The organism is Streptomyces sp. NPDC052020, from assembly GCF_040680575.1.
Lineage (GTDB): Bacteria > Actinomycetota > Actinomycetes > Streptomycetales > Streptomycetaceae > Streptomyces.
In genome coordinates this window covers 98,140-116,917 of sequence record NZ_JBFAWY010000010.1, presented here as the reverse complement: position 1 = coordinate 116,917, position 18,778 = coordinate 98,140, and the positions used below count along the sequence as shown (strand labels likewise).

Here is an 18,778-nt window from a genome sequence, read left to right as displayed (position 1 = left end):
CCTCACGGCCCGGCCCCCGTTCCGGCCTCTGCCCCTGCGCCTGCCCCGGCCGCCGACTCCACCGACGCCACGGCCTCCTCGCGCAGCTCGAAGGGCAGGCCGCCCAGCGGCTTCGCCGCGATGACCACGCGGACCCGGTGGGACTCCTTACTGACGGTGACCGTCGCGCCGCGCGGCGCGGCTTCGCGGGCCACGGCGACGACGGCCCCGTCCGGGTCCTGCCGGGCCGCGGCGCGGGCACCGGTCCGGGCCGCGTCCACGCACTGGATCTGCGCGGCCATGACCATCAGCCCCCACACCAGAGCCATCGCGAACATCACGAGCACCGGCAGCACCACGGCCGTCTCCGCGGTCACGAACCCCCCGTCGCCTCCCCGGCGCAGTCCCCGCTCACATCCGCGCATCGAGCGCCTGCTTCACGATGTTCTGGAGCTCGGCCACGACCGGACCGCTCGTCAGCACCTTGTGGAGGATCACGGCGAAGGCCACCGCCGCGACGATCCCCATGGCGTACTCCGAGGTGACCATCCCCGCGTCCCGGCGCGCCGCGCGGGCCCGCCGCGCCACCAGGGCGCGCATCCACGTCCGTACGAATCGATACATCTCAACCCCCGTGAAGGTCAGCTTGGTCGGCTACTGCTCGCCACGGCGACTGCGCTGTGCACCGCCGCCGTCTCGTTGCTGATGCCTCTGTCGTTTCCGTCGTTCCTGTCGCTTCTGCTGTTTCTGCTGTTTCTATCGCTTCTGCTGTTTTCCGTTGTTTCTGTCGCGCTTCTGCTATTTCTGCTGCCTCTGTCGCTTCTGCGGTTTCTGTCGTTTCTGCTACGTCCCGGTCATCGGCCGCCCCCTCCCAGCGCCCCGCCCGCGAGCCCGATGACCACCGGCAGGACGCCGATCGCGATGAACGCGGGCAGGAAGCACAGCCCCACCGGAGCGGTGACCATGACGGCGGCCCGCCGGGCCCGGGCCGTCGCGGCGCGCGCCCGGTCGGCGCGGGCGTCCGCGGCGAGCCGTCCCACCGGACCGGCCGCGGGGAGCCCGGACACATCGGCCCGTTCCAGCAGCCGGGCCAGGGATCCGGCCCCCGGGAGCGCGGCGAGCCGCCGCCACGCCTCCCCCGGTTCACCGCCGAGGCGTACCTCGGCCGCGCCCCGTGCCAGTGCGTCCCCGACCGGCCCGCCCAGCGCCTCACCCACGGCCCGGGCGGCGACGACCGGACCGGCGCCCGCCGCGATGCACGCGGCCAGGAGATCGGCCGCCAAGGGGAGCTGCCGGGATGCCTCCGCGGCACCGGCGGCCCGCGCGGTCGCCGCGGCGGCCGACTGCCGGGCCCGCAGGCGCCCCAGCACGGCCGCGGCGGCCGTCCCCACCGCGGCGCCGGGCACGCCCCCGATCAGCAGCCATCCGGCCCCTGCCGTGCCGATCAGCGGCAGCCACGTCCACGCGGCACCGGTCAGGTCGGCCCGCCGCCCGGCACCGGGCGGTTCGCCGGGCAGCAGCCCCGCGATCCGCCGCCGCGCCCGGCGCTCGCGCCGGACGGCGACCGCCCACCGCGCCGCCCAGGCGAGCACCAGCACCGCCCCCGGGACCACCCCCAGCCTGTGGACAACGTCCCCGTTCACGCCGTCTCCTCCGCTCCCCGCACGATCCGCACGGCCCACCACGTCCCCAGGCCCTCCAGCGCCGCCCCGGCCAGCAGGCAGCCCAGCCCCGCGCCCGTGTGCAGCAGTACGTGCAGCGGGTCGGCGCCGAGCGCGGTGCCGAGGAGAAGGCCCAGCGCCGGGAGACCGGCGAGCATCACGGCCGTGGCGCGGGCGCCCGCCACCTGGGCCCGCAGGTCCGCGCGCTGGTCGCGTTCGGCGCGCAGCGCCCCTTCCAGCCGGTCGAGCCCGGCCGCGAGTCCGGCGCCCCGGTCGACGGCCACCCGCCAGCACGCGGCGAGGCCCAGCAGCCCGTCGGCGCCCGGTTCACGCGCCGCCGCCGCGAGCGCGCCCGGCACATCTCCGCCGAACCGCGCCGCCGCCAGCACCGTCGCCTGCCCGTCACCGAGCCCTTCGCCCTCGCGCGCCGCGCACAGCAGGGCCTCGCCCGGCTGCCGCCCGGCCCGGACCTCCCCGGCGATCGCCGAGCACAGCGCGATCACCGCGTCCGCCCGGCGCTCCCGCGCGCGCCGCTCCCCCGCGGCCCGCCGCATCCGCCGCAGCACCGGCACACCGGCCGCCCCCGCGACGGCGGGCAGCACCGAGCCGCCCAGGACCCCCAGCACCAGCCCGGCCGCCACCGCCCACCACTCGGCCCGCAGCCGCCCCCGGACCCGCCGCAGCCCGGCCGCCACCCGGTGAGCCGCCGCCGGCGGTCCGCTCCCGCCCGCTCCGCCGCCCGCGAGCAGCAGCCGCGCCCGCCGGTTCCCGGCCTGCCAGCCAAGGGCGAGCCACACCGCCGCCCCCAGGCAGGCGACCGACGCCCCCGTCTGCGCCTCACCCATCCCGGTCATCCGCGCACCTCCCCGCGCACTCCCTCGCGGGACACCCGTCACCGCCGTCCACGCGCCCGCGCCTGTCGTCACCGCCCCGGCCACACCCCATCCGCAGCGACTCCCGCAACCGCTCCCACCCCCGCTCGTACGCGAAGCCCTCCGCGCCCCAGCGCAGTGCCGGTACCGTCCGCACCAGACCCGCCGCGTCCCGTTCCAGCACGCGCACCTCGGCGATACGGCGCCGCCCGGACCGGTCCCGCACCAGGTGCAGCACCACCGACAGGGCCGCCGCCACCTGGCTGTGCAGGGCCGCCCGGTCGAGCCCCGCGGCCGTCCCGAGCGCCTCCAGCCGGGCCGGTACGTCCGCGGCGGCGTTGGCGTGCACCGTGCCGCAGCCGCCCTCGTGGCCGGTGTTCAGGGCGGCGAGCAGATGGACCACCTCGGCGCCGCGCACCTCGCCGACGACCAGCCGGTCCGGGCGCATCCGCAGCGCCTGCCGCACCAGGTCCTCCAGCGTCACCAGGCCCGCGCCCTCCTGGTTGGCGGGCCGGGTCTCCAGGCGCACGACGTGGGGATGGTCGGGCCGCAGCTCCGCCGAGTCCTCGGCCAGCACGATCCGCTCGCCGGGTCCGGCCAGCCCCAGCAGCGCGCTCAGCAGCGTCGTCTTGCCGCTGCCCGTCCCGCCGCTCACCAGGAACGACAGCCGGGCCCGCACGAGCGCCCGCAGCACCCGGTCCCCGCCCGGCGGCACCGTGCCCGCCGCCATCAGCTCGTCGAGGGTGAAGGCGCGGGGGCGGACCACCCGCAGCGACAGGCAGGTGCAGCCGACGGCGACGGGGGGCAGCACGGCGTGCAGCCGGGTCCCGTCGGGCAGCCTGGCGTCCACCCACGGCCGGGCGTCGTCCAGGCGGCGTCCGGCCACCGCGGCCAGGCGCTGCGCGAGCCGCCGTACCGCCCCGGCGTCCGCGAACGACACGGACGTCAGCTCCAGTCCGCCGCCCCGGTCGACCCAGACCCGGTCGGGAGCGGACACCAGGACGTCGGAGACCGAGGGGTCGGCCAGGAGCGGCTCCAGCGGCCCGCTCCCCACCAGCTCCGAGCGCAGCCGCTCGGCGGCCCGGAGGACTTCGGCGTCCCCCAGCACCCGCCCGTGCTCCCGCAGGGCCTGCGCGACCCGCGCGGGAGTCGGCTCCGCCCCGCGCTCGGCGAGCCACTGCCGCACCCCCTCCAAGAGCCCCGGAACAGCGTCCAGAGGCCCCGGTGGCGCACCGGCCGCCCCCACGTCCACCACGTCCGGCGGCTCGCCGCCCAAGGGCCCCACGGCCGCCGGCCCGGCTCCCCTCACTCCCGAAGACGCCGGGATCACACCCCTCGCCGCCGTTCCCGCGCGCCTCATACGGTCCCCGCCTCCCTCAGCGCCCGCTCCCAGAACTCCCGGCAGAACCGCGCCAGCGGGCCGCGGCCGGTGGAGCCGGGGGGCTGTCCCCCCGGGTCCGCGCGGAGCAGGCCGGACTCCACCGGCACCTCGCCGGCCAGCGGCAGCGCGAGCAGGCGGGCCACCTCCCGGTCGTCGAGGCCGGGCGCGTACGGACCGCGCACGGCGACCCGCAGGTCGCCCAGGACCATGCCGACGGCGGCGGCCACCCGCCCGGCCGCGGCGATCGCGCGCAGTTCCGCGGGGACCACGAGAAGCCCGAGGTCGAGCTGGGCGAGGACCTCGGCGACCCCGTCGTCGACGCGGCGCGGCAGGTCGACGACGACCGCGCCGCCCCGGCGCCGGGCCGCGGCCAGCACCGCACGTACGGCCTGCGGCGGCACGGCGACGCAGTCGCCGCCCCGGTCCCAGCTGAGCACCCTCAGCCCGTGCAGCTGGGGCAGGGACTCCTCCAGGGCGCCGCCGCCGACCCGCCCGCGCGAGGCGGCGAACGCCGGCCAGCGCAGTCCGCCGGCCGTCTCCCCGCCGAGCAGGACGTCGAGGCCGCCGCCCAGCGGATCGGCGTCGACCAGCAGGGTGCGCAGCCCCGCACGGGCGGAGGTGACCGCGAGCGCGCAGGCGAGGGTGGACGCCCCGGCGCCGCCCCGGCCGCCGATGACGCCGACGGTGAGCGCGGGCCGTCCGACGCCCTCGGCGACGTCGGCGATGCGGTCGACCAGCCACTGTTCGCCGTCGGGCAGTACCAGCACATGGTCGGCGCCGATCTCGACGGCCCGCCGCCAGACACCGGAGTCGTCCGGGTCGCGGCCGACCAGCACGACACCGCGTCGGCGCGCGACCCCGCGCACCCGCCGCGCGGCGTCGTCGCCCACCAGGACCAGCGGTGCCGCCTCCCATCCGTCCCGGCGTCCGGGCACCGAGTGGTGCACCTCGGGGGTGGCTCCGGCGGCCGCGCACAGGCGCAGCAGGTCGTCGAGGAGTTCGGTGTCCTCGGTGACGATCAACGGCCCGCCCTGCCGCCCTCCGGCGGTGGGCGGCGGGTCGTGTGTGACGGTTCCGGCCACGGTCGGTCCCCCCTTCGCCGCGTGTGCCGCGGCATCTCTCACGGGGTCCCTGCGGCCCCGCGCTCGCCTGGGTGCGAAGAACCGCCGAGCGGCCTCCACGGGAACGGCCGGCGGAAACCGGCCGGGCGCGCCGGGCAAACAGATCCGGCCCGGAACTCGATGCGGCCGTTGGCACGCCGGAATCACCGTGCGGCGATCCTGGAAATCATGTGGATCTTGGTTGAAAACTGTGGACAACCCGACGCTTGTGAATATCGCCGCCCCCCATACCGGTGATGGTCCGCCTTCACACGGACGTCTTCCGCAGAGGAGTCCGATGACTACGCACCGTGAACAATCGGGGGGAGGTATCGAGCGGCGCCGCTCGGCGCTCCGCCGGGGCACGCGCTCAGGCGCGAAGGAGAAAAACCCGCCCGGACATGCGACGACCCCCGCCGGGGGGGAGAGCGGGGGTCGTCTCCACGGCCGACTCGGGGGGGGGAGGAGTCGGACCGGGTTAGCACGGTCGCGAACGATCCGTGACTTCCATGGTGTACCCGAGAGCTCTCTCAGGCAAACCCACGCGCCCCACCTTACGCCGAATGGGCTGCGCCTATGCTCGGGGTCGTGGAAAACCACTCCTTGCCCCGCACGGCGGCCTTCTTCGATCTGGACAAGACGGTCATTGCGAAGTCCAGCACGCTCACGTTCAGCAAGTCGTTCTACCAAGGCGGGCTGATCAACCGCAGGGCGGTCCTGCGCACCGCGTACGCCCAGTTCGTCTTCCTCGCGGGCGGCGCCGACCACGACCAGATGGAGCGCATGCGCCAGTACCTGTCCGCACTGTGCCGCGGCTGGAACGTCCAGCAGGTCAAGGAACTCGTCGCCGAGACGCTGCACGACCTGATCGACCCGATCATCTACGACGAGGCCGCCTCCCTGATCGAGGAGCACCACACCGCCGGCCGTGACGTCGTGATCGTCTCCACGTCGGGCGCGGAGGTCGTCGAACCGATCGGGGAACTGCTCGGGGCGGACCGGGTGGTGGCCACCCGCATGGTCGTCGGCGACGACGGCTGCTTCACCGGGGAGGTGGAGTACTACGCCTACGGCCCCACGAAGGCGGAGGCCGTCCGGGAGCTGGCCGCCTCCGAGGGGTACGACCTCTCCCGCTGCTACGCCTACAGCGACTCGGTGACCGACCTGCCGATGCTGGAGTCCGTCGGCCATCCGCACGCCGTGAACCCGGACCGCGCGCTGCGCCGGGAGGCCCTCGCGCGCGAGTGGCCGATTCTCGACTTCCACCGGCCCGTCCGGCTCAAGCAGCGCATCCCCGGGCTCTCCGTCCCGCCGCGTCCGGCGCTCGTGGCCGCCGCGGCGATAGGAGCCGCGGCCGCCACCGCGGGTCTCGTCTGGTACGCGTCCCGGCGCCGGTCCGCGGCGGCCTGACCGGCACACGCCAGCACACCCCGGCACGCCCCGCCCCACAGAGCCCCGCCCCGCGCTGCCCGGCCGGACCCCGCCGGGCTCCGTCGGAGGGCGGCTCCTTTACGCCCGTTTGAACGTAAAAGTAAAAAGTGCGGCCAGGACTTCCGCTTCACTCCCGTTCTGGAGTACAAAGGACTCACGGCCCGCGAGACCAAGGACATCCGAAAGGATCACCTTAAGAAACGCAGAATGGCCCCACGGACCGAGCATGAACACCGGGCACCCACGCGACGTCGACCCGTCGATTACGGGCCAGCCGCACCAGGTGACGGGCAAAGTACCCGACCTGATGGGCGACATACGAGGACGCCTGGTAACCCGGTGGTCATGCCAGCGGCGGTACGAGCACTCGTACCGCCGCAACCCTGCGAGGCCCCCGCCCGGGGGCCTTTTCCCGGCGAATCCGCGATTCCGCTCCGGTGTCAGGCATTTACGCCCCTCACACATTCCGCATCGCTTTTCTCACCGTTCACCCGGGCCGCTCTTCTCTCAGGTCACGCCTCTTTCGCGTCACCCTTCTCTCAGGTCACGCCTCTTTCGCGCCACGCTTCTCCCGCGTCACGCTTCTCCCCCGTCGCGCTTCCCCCGGGTCACGCCTCTGCCGCGTCACACTCCCCCCGGGTCACGCCCCCCACCGCCGGGATTTCGCCGGAAACGCCTTCTCACGCGGCCCCGCGTTGCAGCGCCTCGCACACCGCCGTCGACTCGCGCGCCCCCAGCCCCACGGCCTTGCCGCAGTGCGCGATCCAGGCGGCCATGCCCTCGGGGGTGCCGGAGAGATACCCCTCGAACGCCGCGAGATAGGCCGTCCGGCCCAGCTCGGCGTGGCCCACCTCCGCCGGGCAGACGGACTTGGGGTCGAGGCCGCTGCCGACCAGGACGATGCGTTCGGCCGTGCGCGCCACCAGGCCGTTGTGGGAGACGAACGGGCGCAACGCGAGGATCTCGCCGTGCACGACGGCGGCCGTCACCAGCGCGGGCGCCGAACCTCCGGCGATGATCAGCTCGGACAGACCGTCCAGGCGGGCGGACACCTCGGCCGGGCTCGGCAGCGGCAGGTCCGGCAGCGGCTCGTCGACCGCCTCGCCCGCCTGGCGCGGGCGCCCCACCCGCTCGGTGTGCTCCGCTGCGGCCACCAGATGCAGCCGGGCCAGCACCCGCAGCGGCGACTGCCGCCAGATGGACAGCAGTTGCCCCGCTTCGGCGGTCAGCCGCAGGGCCGCCCCCATGGTGCGCGCCTCGTCGTCGCCGCTGAAGTCGGTACGCCGGCGCACCTCCTCCAGGGCCCAGTCCGCGCCGGACAGCGCCGCCGAACCCCGGGCGCCGCGCAGCGCCGCCTCGGACGTGATCTCGTTGCTGCGGCGCCGCATGACCCGGTGCCCGTAGACCCGGTCCACGGCCTTGCGCACGGACTCCACGGAATCGGCCACTCCGGGCAGCGAGCCCAGGGCCGCGAGCGGATCGGCGGACGCGCCTGTCGTACTCATGAGTACGACCCTACGCACACCGGCCCCCCACCCCACGAAGGAGTGGTCTTCTTCACGTCCGTGCGCGACGGACCGCTGTCGCGCCGCTACCGTTGGTGAACATGAAAATTGCTTTCGTCGGGAAGGGCGGCAGCGGCAAGACGACGCTGTCCTCCCTGTTCATCCGCCATCTCGCCGCCATCGGCGCACCCGTCGTCGCGATCGACGCCGACATCAACCAGCACCTGGGGACCGCTCTCGGCCTCGACGAGGCGGAGGCCGCCGCCCTGCCCGCGATGGGCGGGCACCTGCCGCTGATCAAGGACTACCTGCGCGGCAGCAACCCGCGGATCGCCTCCGCCGAAACGATGATCAAGACGACACCGCCCGGCGAGGGCTCGCGGCTGCTGCGGGTGCGCGAGGACAACCCGGTGTACGAGGCCTGCGCCCGTCCGGTGGAGCTGGAGGGCGGCACGGTCCGCCTGATGGTCACCGGTCCCTTCACGGACGACGACCTGGGAGTCGCCTGCTACCACTCCAAGACGGGAGCGGTCGAGCTGTGCCTGAACCATCTGGTCGACGGCCGTGACGAGTACGTCGTCGTCGACATGACGGCGGGCTCGGACTCGTTCGCCTCCGGCATGTTCACCCGCTTCGACCTCACCTTCCTCGTCGCGGAACCGACCCGCCGGGGGGTCTCCGTCTACCGCCAGTACAAGGAGTACGCCGCCGACTACGGCGTCGCCCTGAAGGTCGTCGGCAACAAGGTGCACGGCCCGGACGACCTCGACTTCCTGCGCGCGGAGGTCGGGGACGACCTGCTCGTGACGGTCGGGCACTCGGACTGGGTGCGCGCCCTGGAGAAGGGCCGACCACCCCGGTTCGGCACCCTGGAGGAGGCCAACCGCCAGGCCCTGCGCACCCTCCAGGCGGCCGTCGACGCGACGTACGAGCTGCGGGACTGGGAGCGCTACACCCGCCAGATGGTGCACTTCCACCTGAAGAACGCCCGCTCCTGGGGCAACGAGCGCACCGGGGCCGACCTGGCGGGCCAGGTGGACCCCGGGTTCGTGCTCGGCGAGGGCGTGGTGGCCGCGGCTACGGCCTGACGGTCGGCGCCCCGGGCACGCCCCTCGGGGCCGGGGCGGGCGCGGCGGACAGGAAGGACGCCCAGCCTCCCTTGGGGGCCTCGCCGACCTTCAGGGTGCGCAGTTTGCGCAGGGTCCCGGGGTCCTGGGCGTCCAGCCAGTCCACGAGCTGCCGGAAGGAGACGCAGCGCACCTCCTCCTTGGTGCACACGTGCTCGACGACCTCCTGGACGGCGCGCATGTAGGTGCCGCCGTTCCAGGACTCGAAGTGGTTGCCGATGATCAGCGGCGCGCGGTTGCCGTCGTAGGCCCGGTAGAAGCCCTGGAGGAGGCCGTCGCGCATCTCGTCGCCCCAGCGCTCGTGCTGCGACGGGTCGCCCTGGGTGGTGGTGCCCGACTGGTTGACCATGAAGTTGTAGTCCATGGTGAGCTGCTCGAAGGAGTGCCCGGGGAACGGGACGAGTTGCATCGACAGGTCCCACAGCCCCTGCTTCTTCTCCGGCCAGACCTGGTCGTTGACGCCGCTGCTGTCGTATCGGAAGCCCAGTTCGCGGGCGGCCTTCAGGAAGTTCTCCCGGCCCTCCAGACAGGGCGTGCGGGCGCCGATCAGCTCCTTGTCGTAGTCGAAGGGCAGCGGGGCCGCCGACGTCATCCCGGCGTTGGTCTTCCAGGTCTTGACGAAACGTTTCGCCTGGGCGATCTCGTCCTTCCAGTCCTCCACCGACCAGTCGCCGACCCCGCCCGCGGCACCGCAGAAGTGGCCGTTGAAGTGGGTGCCGATCTCATTGCCCTCCAGCCACGCCAGGCGCAGCTGTTCCACGGTGTCGGCGATCCCCCGCGCGTCGTTGAAGCCGATGTCGGAACGGCCCGGGGAGTGCCGTGGCGGCCGGTACAGCTCGCGCTTGTCCTCCGGCAGCAGGTACACCCCGCTGAGGAAGTACGTCATCGTCGCGTCGTTGTCCTTGGCGACCTGGCGGAAGCGGGAGAACAGCTTCTGGCCGTCCTCCCCCGCGCCGTCCCAGGAGAACACCACGAACTGCGGCGGCTTCCGGCCGGGCTTGAGGCGCTCGGGCCGGGGCAGACGCGGCTGCGCCCCGGTGTAGGCGGTGGAGCCGTCGCCGATCAGTCCTACCGCCCTCCCGGGGGCGGGGACGGACGTCGCCTCGCGGGGGCCGTGCGCCCCTTGCCGGGACGCTCCGGTGCCGGTTCCGCAGCCGGCGAGTGCCGCGGCGCAGACCGCGGCGAGCGCGGCTCCCGCGCCGATTCTGTGGGTGGCGGCCATGTTCCGCCCACCTTCTTTCCTTCTCTCGGGCCAACGCTGATGGGGGGCGATCGCCGTGCCGGGCGGTGCCGTCGGCGTTGGCCAAGGTCGCACGGAGGCGAGAAGGAGTTAATACGACAAGCCGACTAAAGGGCTGTTTCACTCGTCAGAGTGGGTTATTACGCCGTTTGCATGGACAATCTATGCCTGCCCTTTACTCCCCATTACGATCTGTTTACTGAGCGTTGTCTCATCCCGCCGCTAGACGCCGTGACCCACGGCCGCGCCACCCCCGCCCCGTGCGAGGGCCCCCCTGTACCGCGACCGCGTAGCCCCGGAGGAGACGGGAAACATGTCAGCCTGCGTCCCCACCCGCACCGACGACTCGGCTCCGAGCCAGCACCTTCACCAACCCCCCAGTCCGCCGCACCGGCCCCGCCGCTTCCGCGTCGCGGGCGCCGACGTGTCGGCCTCCATCGCGGTCTTCCTGATCGCCCTCCCCCTGTCCCTGGGCATCGCCCTCGCCACCGGCGCCCCCCTCCAGGCCGGCCTCGTCGCCGCCGCGGTGGGCGGGATCGTCGTCGGACGGCTGGGCGGCTGCCCGCTCCAGGTCAGCGGCCCCGCCGCCGGACTCACGGTGGTCACCGCCGACCTCATCCACCAGTACGGCTGGCGCGCGACCTGCGCCATCACCGTGTTCGCCGGAATCGCCCAGCTGGGCCTCGGCTGTCTGCGCGTGGCGCGCACCGCGCTCGCCGTCAGCCCCGCCATCGTGCACGGCATGCTCGCCGGCATCGGCGTCACCATCGCCGTCGCCCAGCTGCACATCGTCCTCGGCGGCACCCCCCAGAGTTCCGTCCCGGACAATCTGCGCGCCCTGCCCGGCCAGTTGGCCGACCTGCGTCCGGCCTCGGTGTCCGTGAGCGCGCTGACCCTGGCCCTGCTGATGCTGTGGCCCCGGCTGCCCGGCCGGGCCGGGCGGATCCTGCGCAAGGCCCCGGCCGCGCTCGTCGCCGTCGCCGGGGCCACCGCGGTCGCGGCGCTCGCCGGGCTCCGGCTGCCCAAGGTCGACCTGCCGTCCTGGAGCAACCACGCCCTGGCCACCTTGCCCGACGGCCCGGTGCTGGGCCTGGCGGCCGCCGTCCTGACCATCACGCTCGTGTGCAGCGTGCAGTCGCTGCTCGGCGCGGTCGCCGTGGACAAGCTGGTCGCCGCCCGGCCGGACCTGTCCGGCCGCGTCGCACGGTCCGACCTGGACCGGGAGCTGCTCGGCCAGGGCGCCGCCAACATCGCCTCCGGCGCGCTCGGCGGCCTGCCCATCGCGGGCGTGGCCGTACGCAGCACGGCCAACGTGAACGCGGGCGCCGTGAGCCGGAACTCCACGATGCTGCACGGCGGTCTCGTGGTGATCGCCGCGCTGCTGACGGCCCCGGCCCTGGAGCTCATCCCGCTCGCCTCGCTCGCCGCCCTGGTCATGTCGGTCGGCATCCAGATGGTGTCCCTGAACCACATCCGCACGGTGACCCGCCACCGCGAGGTGCTGGTGTACGTCGTCACCACCCTCGGCGTCATCGGCTTCAACGTCCTGGGGGGCGTCGCCCTCGGGGTCGCCGTCGCCGTCGCCGTCGCCCTGCACCGCCTGACCCGCACGCGGATCACGCACGAGGAGAGGGAGGGAGTCCACCACGTACAGGTACGGGGGCAGCTGACGTTCCTCGCGGTGCCACGGCTCAGCCGGGCCCTGCATCTGGTGCCGCACGGCACCGACGTCGTGGTCGAGCTGGACGGCTCGTTCATGGACCACGCGGCCTACGAGACGCTCCAGGACTGGCAGAAGACGCACACCGCGCAGGGCGGCAGCGTCGACATCACCAGCCGCCGCCCCGGCACCCGCATCTCCGCGCCCGCCGACTCGGGGGACTGCCGTTGCAGCCCCTGGACGCCCTGGCGCAACCACCAGTGCCACGAACGCCCGCCGGCCGCGCCCGAGTCCGGCGGTGCGGCGGGCGGGACCGGTGAGCCGACCGGGCACGAACTGGCCCGCGGCATCAGCGCGTTCCAGCGCAACACGGCCCCGCTGGTGCGCGGGGAGCTGGCCAGGCTGGCCCGGGAGGGTCAGCGGCCCTCGCAGCTCTTCCTGACCTGCGCCGACTCCCGGCTGGTCACCTCGATGATCACCTCCAGCGGCCCGGGCGACCTGTTCGTGGTGCGCAACGTGGGCAACCTCGTGCCGCTGCCCGGCGAGGAGAGCGGCGACGACTCGGTGTCCGCCGCGATCGAGTACGCGGTGGACGTGCTGAAGGTGCGGTCCATCACGGTGTGCGGGCACTCCGGGTGCGGCGCCATGCAGGCGCTGATCAGCTCGGAGCCGGGCGGTGCGCGAACCCCCCTCAAGCGGTGGCTGCGGCACGGGCTGCCGAGCCTGGACCGCATGGCCGGCACCGGCGGCTCCCCCGTCCGGCTGGCCGGACGCGAGCCCGCCGACGCGGTCGAGCAGCTGTGCCTGACCAACGTGGTGCAGCAGTTGGAGCACCTGCGCGCCCACGACTCGGTGAGCCGGGCCCTCCAGGCGGGTGAACTGGAGCTGCACGGCATGTACTTCCACGTCGGCGAGGCCCAGGCGTATCTGCTCTCCGCCGAGGAGGGCGACGGGGTGTTCACCCTCGTACGGGAGGAGGCCGGCCAGCCCGCCTGACGCTTCCGAGGAGAACCGGTGCGCGGTCCGCCCCGGCGCGGGCCGCGCACCGGCCTGCCGGTGCGGCGGCGCCCGCCGGACGCGAGCGGCCCGTCCGGCCTGAACTCCCGCCGCCCGGCATCCGTGGGTAGGGATGACCGCGGACCGCCGGGGCCACCGCCGCAGAGGCCGGCGTCGGCGCCCAGAGGTCTAAACCAATAACCCGTCGGCCCTTGTCACCGGCCCCTCGTGTCTGATGAGCTGTGGCCTGGGACACAGCGCACACCCTGAGAAAGGGAGATGTCGTGAGCAACGAAAGCCTGGCCAACCTGCTGCGTGAGAACCGCAGGTTCGCGCCCCCCGCCGACCTGGCCGCGAACGCCAACGTCACGGCAGAGGCGTATGAACAGGCCAAGGCTGACAGGCTCGGCTTCTGGGCCGAGCAGGCCCGCCGGCTGAGCTGGGCCAAGGAGCCGTCCGAGACGCTCGACTGGTCGAACCCGCCGTTCGCCAAGTGGTTCAAGGACGGCACCCTCAACGTCGCGTACAACTGCGTGGACCGGCACGTGGAGGCCGGTCACGGCGACCGCGTCGCAATCCACTTCGAGGGCGAGCCCGGCGACAGCCGCGCCCTCACCTACGCCCAGCTCAAGGACGAGGTCTCCCAGGCGGCCAACGCCCTGCTGGAGCTCGGTGTCCGCAAGGGCGACCGGGTCGCGATCTACATGCCGATGATCCCGGAGACCGCGATCGCGATGCTGGCGTGCGCCCGGATCGGCGCCGCCCACTCGGTGGTCTTCGGCGGCTTCTCCTCCGACGCCCTCGCCACCCGCATCCAGGACGCCGACGCCCGGGTCGTCATCACCGCCGACGGCGGCTACCGGCGCGGCAAGCCGTCCGCCCTGAAGCCGGCCGTCGACGAGGCCGCCGAGCGGGCGGGCAACGTCGAGCACGTCCTCGTGGTCCGCCGCACCGGCCAGGACGTCGCCTGGAACGACTCCCGCGACCTGTGGTGGCACGAGGTCGTCGGCCGGCAGTCCGCCGAGCACACCCCGGAGGCGTTCGAGGCCGAGCACCCGCTGTTCATCCTCTACACCTCCGGCACCACGGGGAAGCCGAAGGGCATCCTGCACACCTCCGGCGGCTACCTCACCCAGGCGGCCTACACCCACTGGGCGGTCTTCGACCTCAAGCCCGAGACCGACGTGTACTGGTGCACCGCGGACGTCGGCTGGGTCACCGGCCACTCGTACATCGTCTACGGCCCGCTGGCCAACGGCGCGACGCAGGTCATGTACGAGGGCACGCCCGACACCCCGCACCAGGGCCGCTTCTGGGAGATCGTGCAGAAGTACGGGGTGACGATCCTCTACACCGCCCCGACCGCGATCCGCACCTTCATGAAGTGGGGCGACGACATCCCCGCCAAGTTCGACCTGTCCTCCCTGCGGGTCCTCGGCTCGGTCGGCGAGCCGATCAACCCCGAGGCGTGGGTCTGGTACCGCAAGAACATCGGCGCGGACCGCACCCCGGTCGTCGACACCTGGTGGCAGACCGAGACCGGCGCCATGATGATCTCGCCGCTGCCGGGCGTCACCGAGGCCAAGCCGGGCTCCGCCCAGCGCCCGCTGCCCGGCATCTGCGCCACCGTCGTCGACGACGAGGCGAACGAGGTGCCCAACGGCGGGGGCGGCTACCTCGTCCTCACCGAGCCGTGGCCCTCCATGCTGCGCACCATCTGGGGCGACGACCAGCGGTTCATCGACACCTACTGGTCGCGCTTCGAGGGCAGGTACTTCGCCGGCGACGGCGCCAAGAAGGACGACGACGGCGACATCTGGCTGCTCGGGCGCGTCGACGACGTGATGCTCGTCTCCGGCCACAACATCTCCACCACCGAGGTCGAGTCGGCGCTGGTCTCCCACCCGGCGGTCGCCGAGGCGGCCGTGGTGGGCGCGGCGGACGAGACGACCGGGCAGGCCATCGTGGCGTTCGTGATCCTGCGCGGCACGACGGCGGAGACCGAGGACCTGATCGCGGAGCTGCGGGGTCACGTCGGCGCCACGCTCGGCCCGATCGCCAAGCCCAAGCGGATCCTGCCGGTGGCGGAGCTGCCCAAGACCCGCTCCGGCAAGATCATGCGCCGTCTGCTGCGGGACGTGGCGGAGAACCGGCAGCTCGGTGACGTCACCACGCTCACCGACTCCGCCGTCATGGACCTCATCCAGGCCAAGCTGCCGAAGGCCCCGAGCGAGGACTGACCGGCGCCCGGCCGGGACTGAACGGCCGCCGAAGGGGCACCCGGCGCAGTGCGCGCCGGGTGCCCCTTCGCGCACCGGGACGTCCCCCGGCACGACGGTCATCCGGCCCGCTCCTCGCACATTAGGTAAGCTAAGGAACGCGTAAAAGACACAACAAGATCCTCATGGTGCGCCGGGAAGTCTGGTCGGCACGTGTTCCGTGCTGTCCACATCCGGAGGTCTCCCCGTGACCGCGCCCCGTACCGCCCGCAAGCTCTTCGGCCGTCTCTCGCTGCCGGAGCGGACCTTCGTCACCGACGCGCTGCGCACCGAGACCGTCGGCGGGGTGCTGCTGCTGGCCGCCGCCATCGCGGCCCTGGTCTGGGCGAACATACCCGCGCTGCACGACAGCTACGAAAGCGTCAGCCACTTCCACTTCGGCCCCGGCGCCCTCGGCCTGAACCTGTCGGTCGCCCACTGGGCGGCGGACGGACTCCTCGCCGTCTTCTTCTTCGTCGCCGGGATCGAGCTCAAGCGCGAACTCGTCGCCGGTGACCTCAAGGACCCCAAGGCCGCCGCCCTGCCGGTCGTGGCGGCCCTGTGCGGCATGGCCGTACCGGCGCTCGTCTACACCCTCACCAACGTCGCCGGGGGCGGCTCCCTGGCGGGCTGGGCGGTGCCCACCGCCACCGACATCGCCTTCGCGCTGGCCGTCCTCGCCGTCATCGGCACCTCGCTGCCGAGCGCCCTGCGGGCCTTCCTGCTCACCCTCGCCGTCGTCGACGACCTGTTCGCCATCCTGATCATCGCGGTCTTCTTCACCGAGTCGCTGAACTTCGCCGCGCTCGGCGGTGCCGCCGCCGGCCTCGCCGTCTTCTGGCTGCTGCTGCGCGCGGGCGTACGGGGCTGGTACGTGTACGTCCCGCTGGCGGCCGTGATCTGGGGCCTGATGTACAACAGCGGCGTCCACGCCACCATCGCCGGTGTCGCCATGGGCCTGATGCTGCGCTGCCACCGCCGCGAGGGTGAGGAGCACTCCCCGGGCGAGCACATCGAGCACCTCGTGCGGCCCCTGTCGGCGGGCCTGGCCGTGCCGCTGTTCGCCCTGTTCAGCGCGGGCGTGTCCGTCTCCGGCGGGGCGCTCGCCGACGTGTTCACCCGGCCGGAGACGCTCGGGGTGGTCCTCGGACTCGTGGCCGGCAAGACGCTCGGCATCTTCTGCGGCACCTGGCTGACGGCGCGTTTCACCCGGGCCTCGCTCAGCGACGAGCTCGCCTGGGCCGACGTGTTCGCGGTGGCGACCCTGGCCGGGATCGGCTTCACGGTCTCCCTGCTCATCGGCGAGCTCGCCTTCGAGGGCGACGCGACGATGACCGGTGAGGTCAAGGCCGCCGTCCTGACCGGCTCCCTGATCGCGGCCTGCCTGGCGACGGTGCTGCTGCGGATACGGAACGCCAAGTACCGCAAGCTGATCGAGGCCGAGGAGCGCGACGAGGACCTCAGCGGCATCCCGGACATCTACGAGGAGGACGACCCGGCCTACCACCTGCGCATGGCCGCCATCTACGACCGGAAGGCCGCCGAGCACCGGCGGATCGCCCAGGAGAAGACCGCCGAGCGGCACGGGGTTGCCGAAGTGGCGGGCGGGGCAGGCGAGGAGCGCGGCGGTCCGGCATGATCTGACGAGACGGTACAAAAGACGGGACCGTACGCAGTCGGGAAGAAGACGGCCGCCACGGAACCGCAGGCACGAGAGGGAGACCGCGATGAGCGCACCCGACGGCAGCCCGGTCGGCACCGAACGCAGCATCGGCCAGCTGTTCGCCTCGGCGACCACGGAATTGTCGGCGCTGGTGCACGACGAGATCGCGCTGGCCAAGGCACAGCTCAAGCAGGACGTCAAGCGGGGCGCGACCAGCGGCGGGGCCTTCTCGCTGGCGGGCGCGGTGCTGCTGTTCTCGCTGCCGATGCTGAACTTCGCCCTCGCCTACGGCATCCGCACCTGGAGCCACTGGAACCTCGCCCTCTGCTTCCTGCTGTCCTTCGCGGCCAACGTGCTGGTCGCCGCGGCCCTCGCGCTGATCGGCGTGGCCTTCGCCAAGAAGGCCAAGAAGGGCCGCGGACCGCAGAAGGTCGCCGCCTCGGTGAAGCAGACCGCGGGCGTGCTCCAGAAGGCCAAGCCGCACCCGAGGCCGGAGCTGCCGCAGGACCGCGGTCCCGAAGCCATCGAGGCTGTGGCACGCTCGTCCTCATGACGGGCTCCTCCCTCCCCTCGGGTCAATCCCCCCCGGCGCAACCCGCCTCGGTCGTACGCCTCGGCGTGCCCGGCGGACGCGAGGTGATCCACCGGGACGTCGCCGCCAACGGCGCCCGCTTCCACATCGCCGAGCTGGGCGACGGGCCGCTGGTGCTGCTGCTGCACGGCTTCCCGCAGTTCTGGTGGACCTGGCGCCACCAGCTCGTGGCGCTCGCCGACGCGGGCTTCCGCGCGGTCGCCATGGACCTGCGCGGCGTCGGCGGCAGCGACCGCACCCCGCGCGGCTACGACCCGGCGGGCCTCGCCCTCGACATCACCGGCGTCGTCCGCTCCCTCGGTGAGCCGGACGCCGCGCTGGTCGGTCACGACCTGGGCGGCTACCTGGCGTGGACGGCGGCCGCCATGCGCCCCAAGCTGGTGCGGCGGCTCGCGGTGGCCTCCATGCCGCACCCGCGCCGCTGGCGCTCGGCGATGCTCGCCGACATCAGGCAGACGCGGGCCGGGTCCCACATCTGGGGGTTCCAGCGTCCCTGGATCCCGGAACGGCAGCTGACCGCCGACGACGGCGCGCTGGTGGGCCGGCTGATCCGGGACTGGGCGGGCCCGCGCGGCGTGGACGACGAGGCGGTGGAGGTCTACCGCCGCGCCATGTGCATCCCGTCCACGGCGCACTGCTCCATCGAGCCTTACCGGTGGATGGTGCGGTCGCTGGCCCGCCCGGACGGCATCCAGTTCAACCGGCGTATGAAGCGGCCCCTGCGCGTGCCGACGCTGCATCTGCACGGATCGCTCGACCCCGTGGTGCGGGCGCGCAGCGCGGCCGGATCCGCCGAGTACGTCGAAGCGCCCTACCGGTGGCGGCTGTTCGACGGCCTCGGGCACTTCCCGCACGAAGAGGATCCGGTCGCCTTCTCCGCCGAACTGGTCAATTGGCTGAAGGATCCGGAACCGGACCGGTGACGAACGAACATTCCGACACCCGGAACCGAAAAGCCGTTCTATGGCCCACCACTTGCCCGGCGCATAGGCCAATTGGCGGCCCGCCGAGCGGTTATGGACCTTCGGGCGGGGGCACAGGTCCGGGTATGGGCTGGACGCACGACTACAGTGACGCGGCACGCGACCCCCGCTCCGCGAGCGGTGTGAGCACCCACCAGCGAGGCGGCGCCTCACAACTGGTGGAGGCGGACCCCCGCGTGGGCATTCCGCACATCCTGCGCCGCCGGGCCCGCTGGGTCTCGGTGCGCCTGCGCCACGCCCGCGACTGACCCGGCGCGCGCCAGGCCTGTCGTCAAACTCCCGTCGTCCGCCGGAAGAGCGGGTCGCGAGGCAGACGAGAGTTTGACGACA

At 73.4% G+C, this 18,778-nt stretch carries 16 protein-coding genes; 8 read left to right on the top strand and 8 right to left on the bottom strand.

Going from position 1 to position 18,778, the window contains the following annotated elements; all coding sequences use genetic code 11:
- Positions 1-2: 2 nt before the first annotated feature.
- The 6 genes from AB0L74_RS13175 to ssd all read right to left on the bottom strand — a co-directional run bounded on the left by AB0L74_RS13175 (position 3) and on the right by ssd (position 4,975).
- Complete coding sequence (locus tag AB0L74_RS13175) at positions 3-404, bottom strand: TadE family type IV pilus minor pilin (protein WP_365649780.1); 402 nt, start codon at positions 402-404, stop codon at positions 3-5.
- Positions 391-603, bottom strand: a complete 213-nt coding sequence (locus AB0L74_RS13170; protein ID WP_044382406.1) for a DUF4244 domain-containing protein — start codon at positions 601-603, stop codon at positions 391-393. Before AB0L74_RS13170 ends, AB0L74_RS13175 begins: the two co-directional genes overlap by 14 nt.
- Before the next feature lie 230 nt (positions 604-833).
- Complete coding sequence (locus AB0L74_RS13165) at positions 834-1,622, bottom strand: type II secretion system F family protein (protein ID WP_365649777.1); 789 nt, start codon at positions 1,620-1,622, stop codon at positions 834-836.
- Entirely contained in the window at positions 1,619-2,494 is an 876-nt protein-coding gene (locus AB0L74_RS13160) for a type II secretion system F family protein (protein WP_365649774.1), read from the bottom strand. Before AB0L74_RS13160 ends, AB0L74_RS13165 begins: the two co-directional genes overlap by 4 nt.
- Positions 2,478-3,872 (bottom strand): TadA family conjugal transfer-associated ATPase, encoded by a 1,395-nt coding sequence (locus tag AB0L74_RS13155; RefSeq protein WP_365649771.1) that lies wholly within the window; start codon positions 3,870-3,872, stop codon positions 2,478-2,480. Before AB0L74_RS13155 ends, AB0L74_RS13160 begins: the two co-directional genes overlap by 17 nt.
- Entirely contained in the window at positions 3,869-4,975 is a 1,107-nt protein-coding gene (gene ssd / locus AB0L74_RS13150) for a septum site-determining protein Ssd (RefSeq protein WP_365649768.1), read from the bottom strand. Before ssd ends, AB0L74_RS13155 begins: the two co-directional genes overlap by 4 nt.
- A gap of 594 nt (positions 4,976-5,569) precedes the next feature.
- On the opposite strand from ssd, the gene AB0L74_RS13145 reads away from it, so the two are divergent.
- A complete protein-coding gene (locus AB0L74_RS13145; protein ID WP_365649766.1) occupies positions 5,570-6,403 on the top strand; it encodes an HAD-IB family hydrolase in 834 nt (277 codons plus the stop codon).
- 701 nt (positions 6,404-7,104) lie between these two features.
- Here the strand turns inward: AB0L74_RS13145 and AB0L74_RS13140 are convergent.
- Complete coding sequence (locus AB0L74_RS13140) at positions 7,105-7,929, bottom strand: oxidoreductase (RefSeq protein WP_365649763.1); 825 nt, start codon at positions 7,927-7,929, stop codon at positions 7,105-7,107.
- 101 nt (positions 7,930-8,030) lie between these two features.
- Between AB0L74_RS13140 and AB0L74_RS13135 the strand changes: the two genes are divergently transcribed.
- Positions 8,031-9,017, top strand: coding sequence for an ATP-binding protein (locus AB0L74_RS13135; protein WP_365649760.1), 987 nt, complete (start codon positions 8,031-8,033; stop codon positions 9,015-9,017).
- Here AB0L74_RS13135 and AB0L74_RS13130 read toward each other — a convergent pair.
- The gene (locus AB0L74_RS13130) at positions 9,007-10,278 is read right to left on the bottom strand and encodes a hypothetical protein (protein WP_365649757.1); all 1,272 of its coding nucleotides are present in this window, start codon (positions 10,276-10,278) and stop codon (positions 9,007-9,009) included. The genes AB0L74_RS13135 and AB0L74_RS13130 overlap by 11 nt on opposite strands.
- A gap of 331 nt (positions 10,279-10,609) precedes the next feature.
- On the opposite strand from AB0L74_RS13130, the gene AB0L74_RS13125 reads away from it, so the two are divergent.
- The 6 genes from AB0L74_RS13125 to AB0L74_RS13100 all read left to right on the top strand — a co-directional run bounded on the left by AB0L74_RS13125 (position 10,610) and on the right by AB0L74_RS13100 (position 18,696).
- On the top strand, positions 10,610-12,952 hold the full coding sequence (locus tag AB0L74_RS13125; RefSeq protein WP_365649754.1) for a SulP family inorganic anion transporter: 2,343 nt from the start codon (positions 10,610-10,612) through the stop codon (positions 12,950-12,952).
- A 284-nt stretch (positions 12,953-13,236) separates the two neighbouring features.
- Complete coding sequence (gene acs / locus AB0L74_RS13120) at positions 13,237-15,192, top strand: acetate--CoA ligase (protein ID WP_365649752.1); 1,956 nt, start codon at positions 13,237-13,239, stop codon at positions 15,190-15,192.
- Between the two features lie 226 nt (positions 15,193-15,418).
- The gene (gene nhaA / locus AB0L74_RS13115) at positions 15,419-16,849 is read left to right on the top strand and encodes a Na+/H+ antiporter NhaA (protein WP_365649749.1); all 1,431 of its coding nucleotides are present in this window, start codon (positions 15,419-15,421) and stop codon (positions 16,847-16,849) included.
- Positions 16,850-16,937: 88 nt separating this feature from the next.
- Positions 16,938-17,426: a phage holin family protein gene (locus AB0L74_RS13110; protein ID WP_365649746.1), complete on the top strand. Its 489-nt coding sequence runs from the start codon at positions 16,938-16,940 to the stop codon at positions 17,424-17,426.
- The gene (locus AB0L74_RS13105) at positions 17,423-18,388 is read left to right on the top strand and encodes an alpha/beta hydrolase (protein ID WP_365649743.1); all 966 of its coding nucleotides are present in this window, start codon (positions 17,423-17,425) and stop codon (positions 18,386-18,388) included. Before AB0L74_RS13110 ends, AB0L74_RS13105 begins: the two co-directional genes overlap by 4 nt.
- A gap of 125 nt (positions 18,389-18,513) precedes the next feature.
- Entirely contained in the window at positions 18,514-18,696 is a 183-nt protein-coding gene (locus tag AB0L74_RS13100; RefSeq protein ID WP_365649740.1) for a hypothetical protein, read from the top strand.
- Positions 18,697-18,778: the final 82 nt, after the last annotated feature.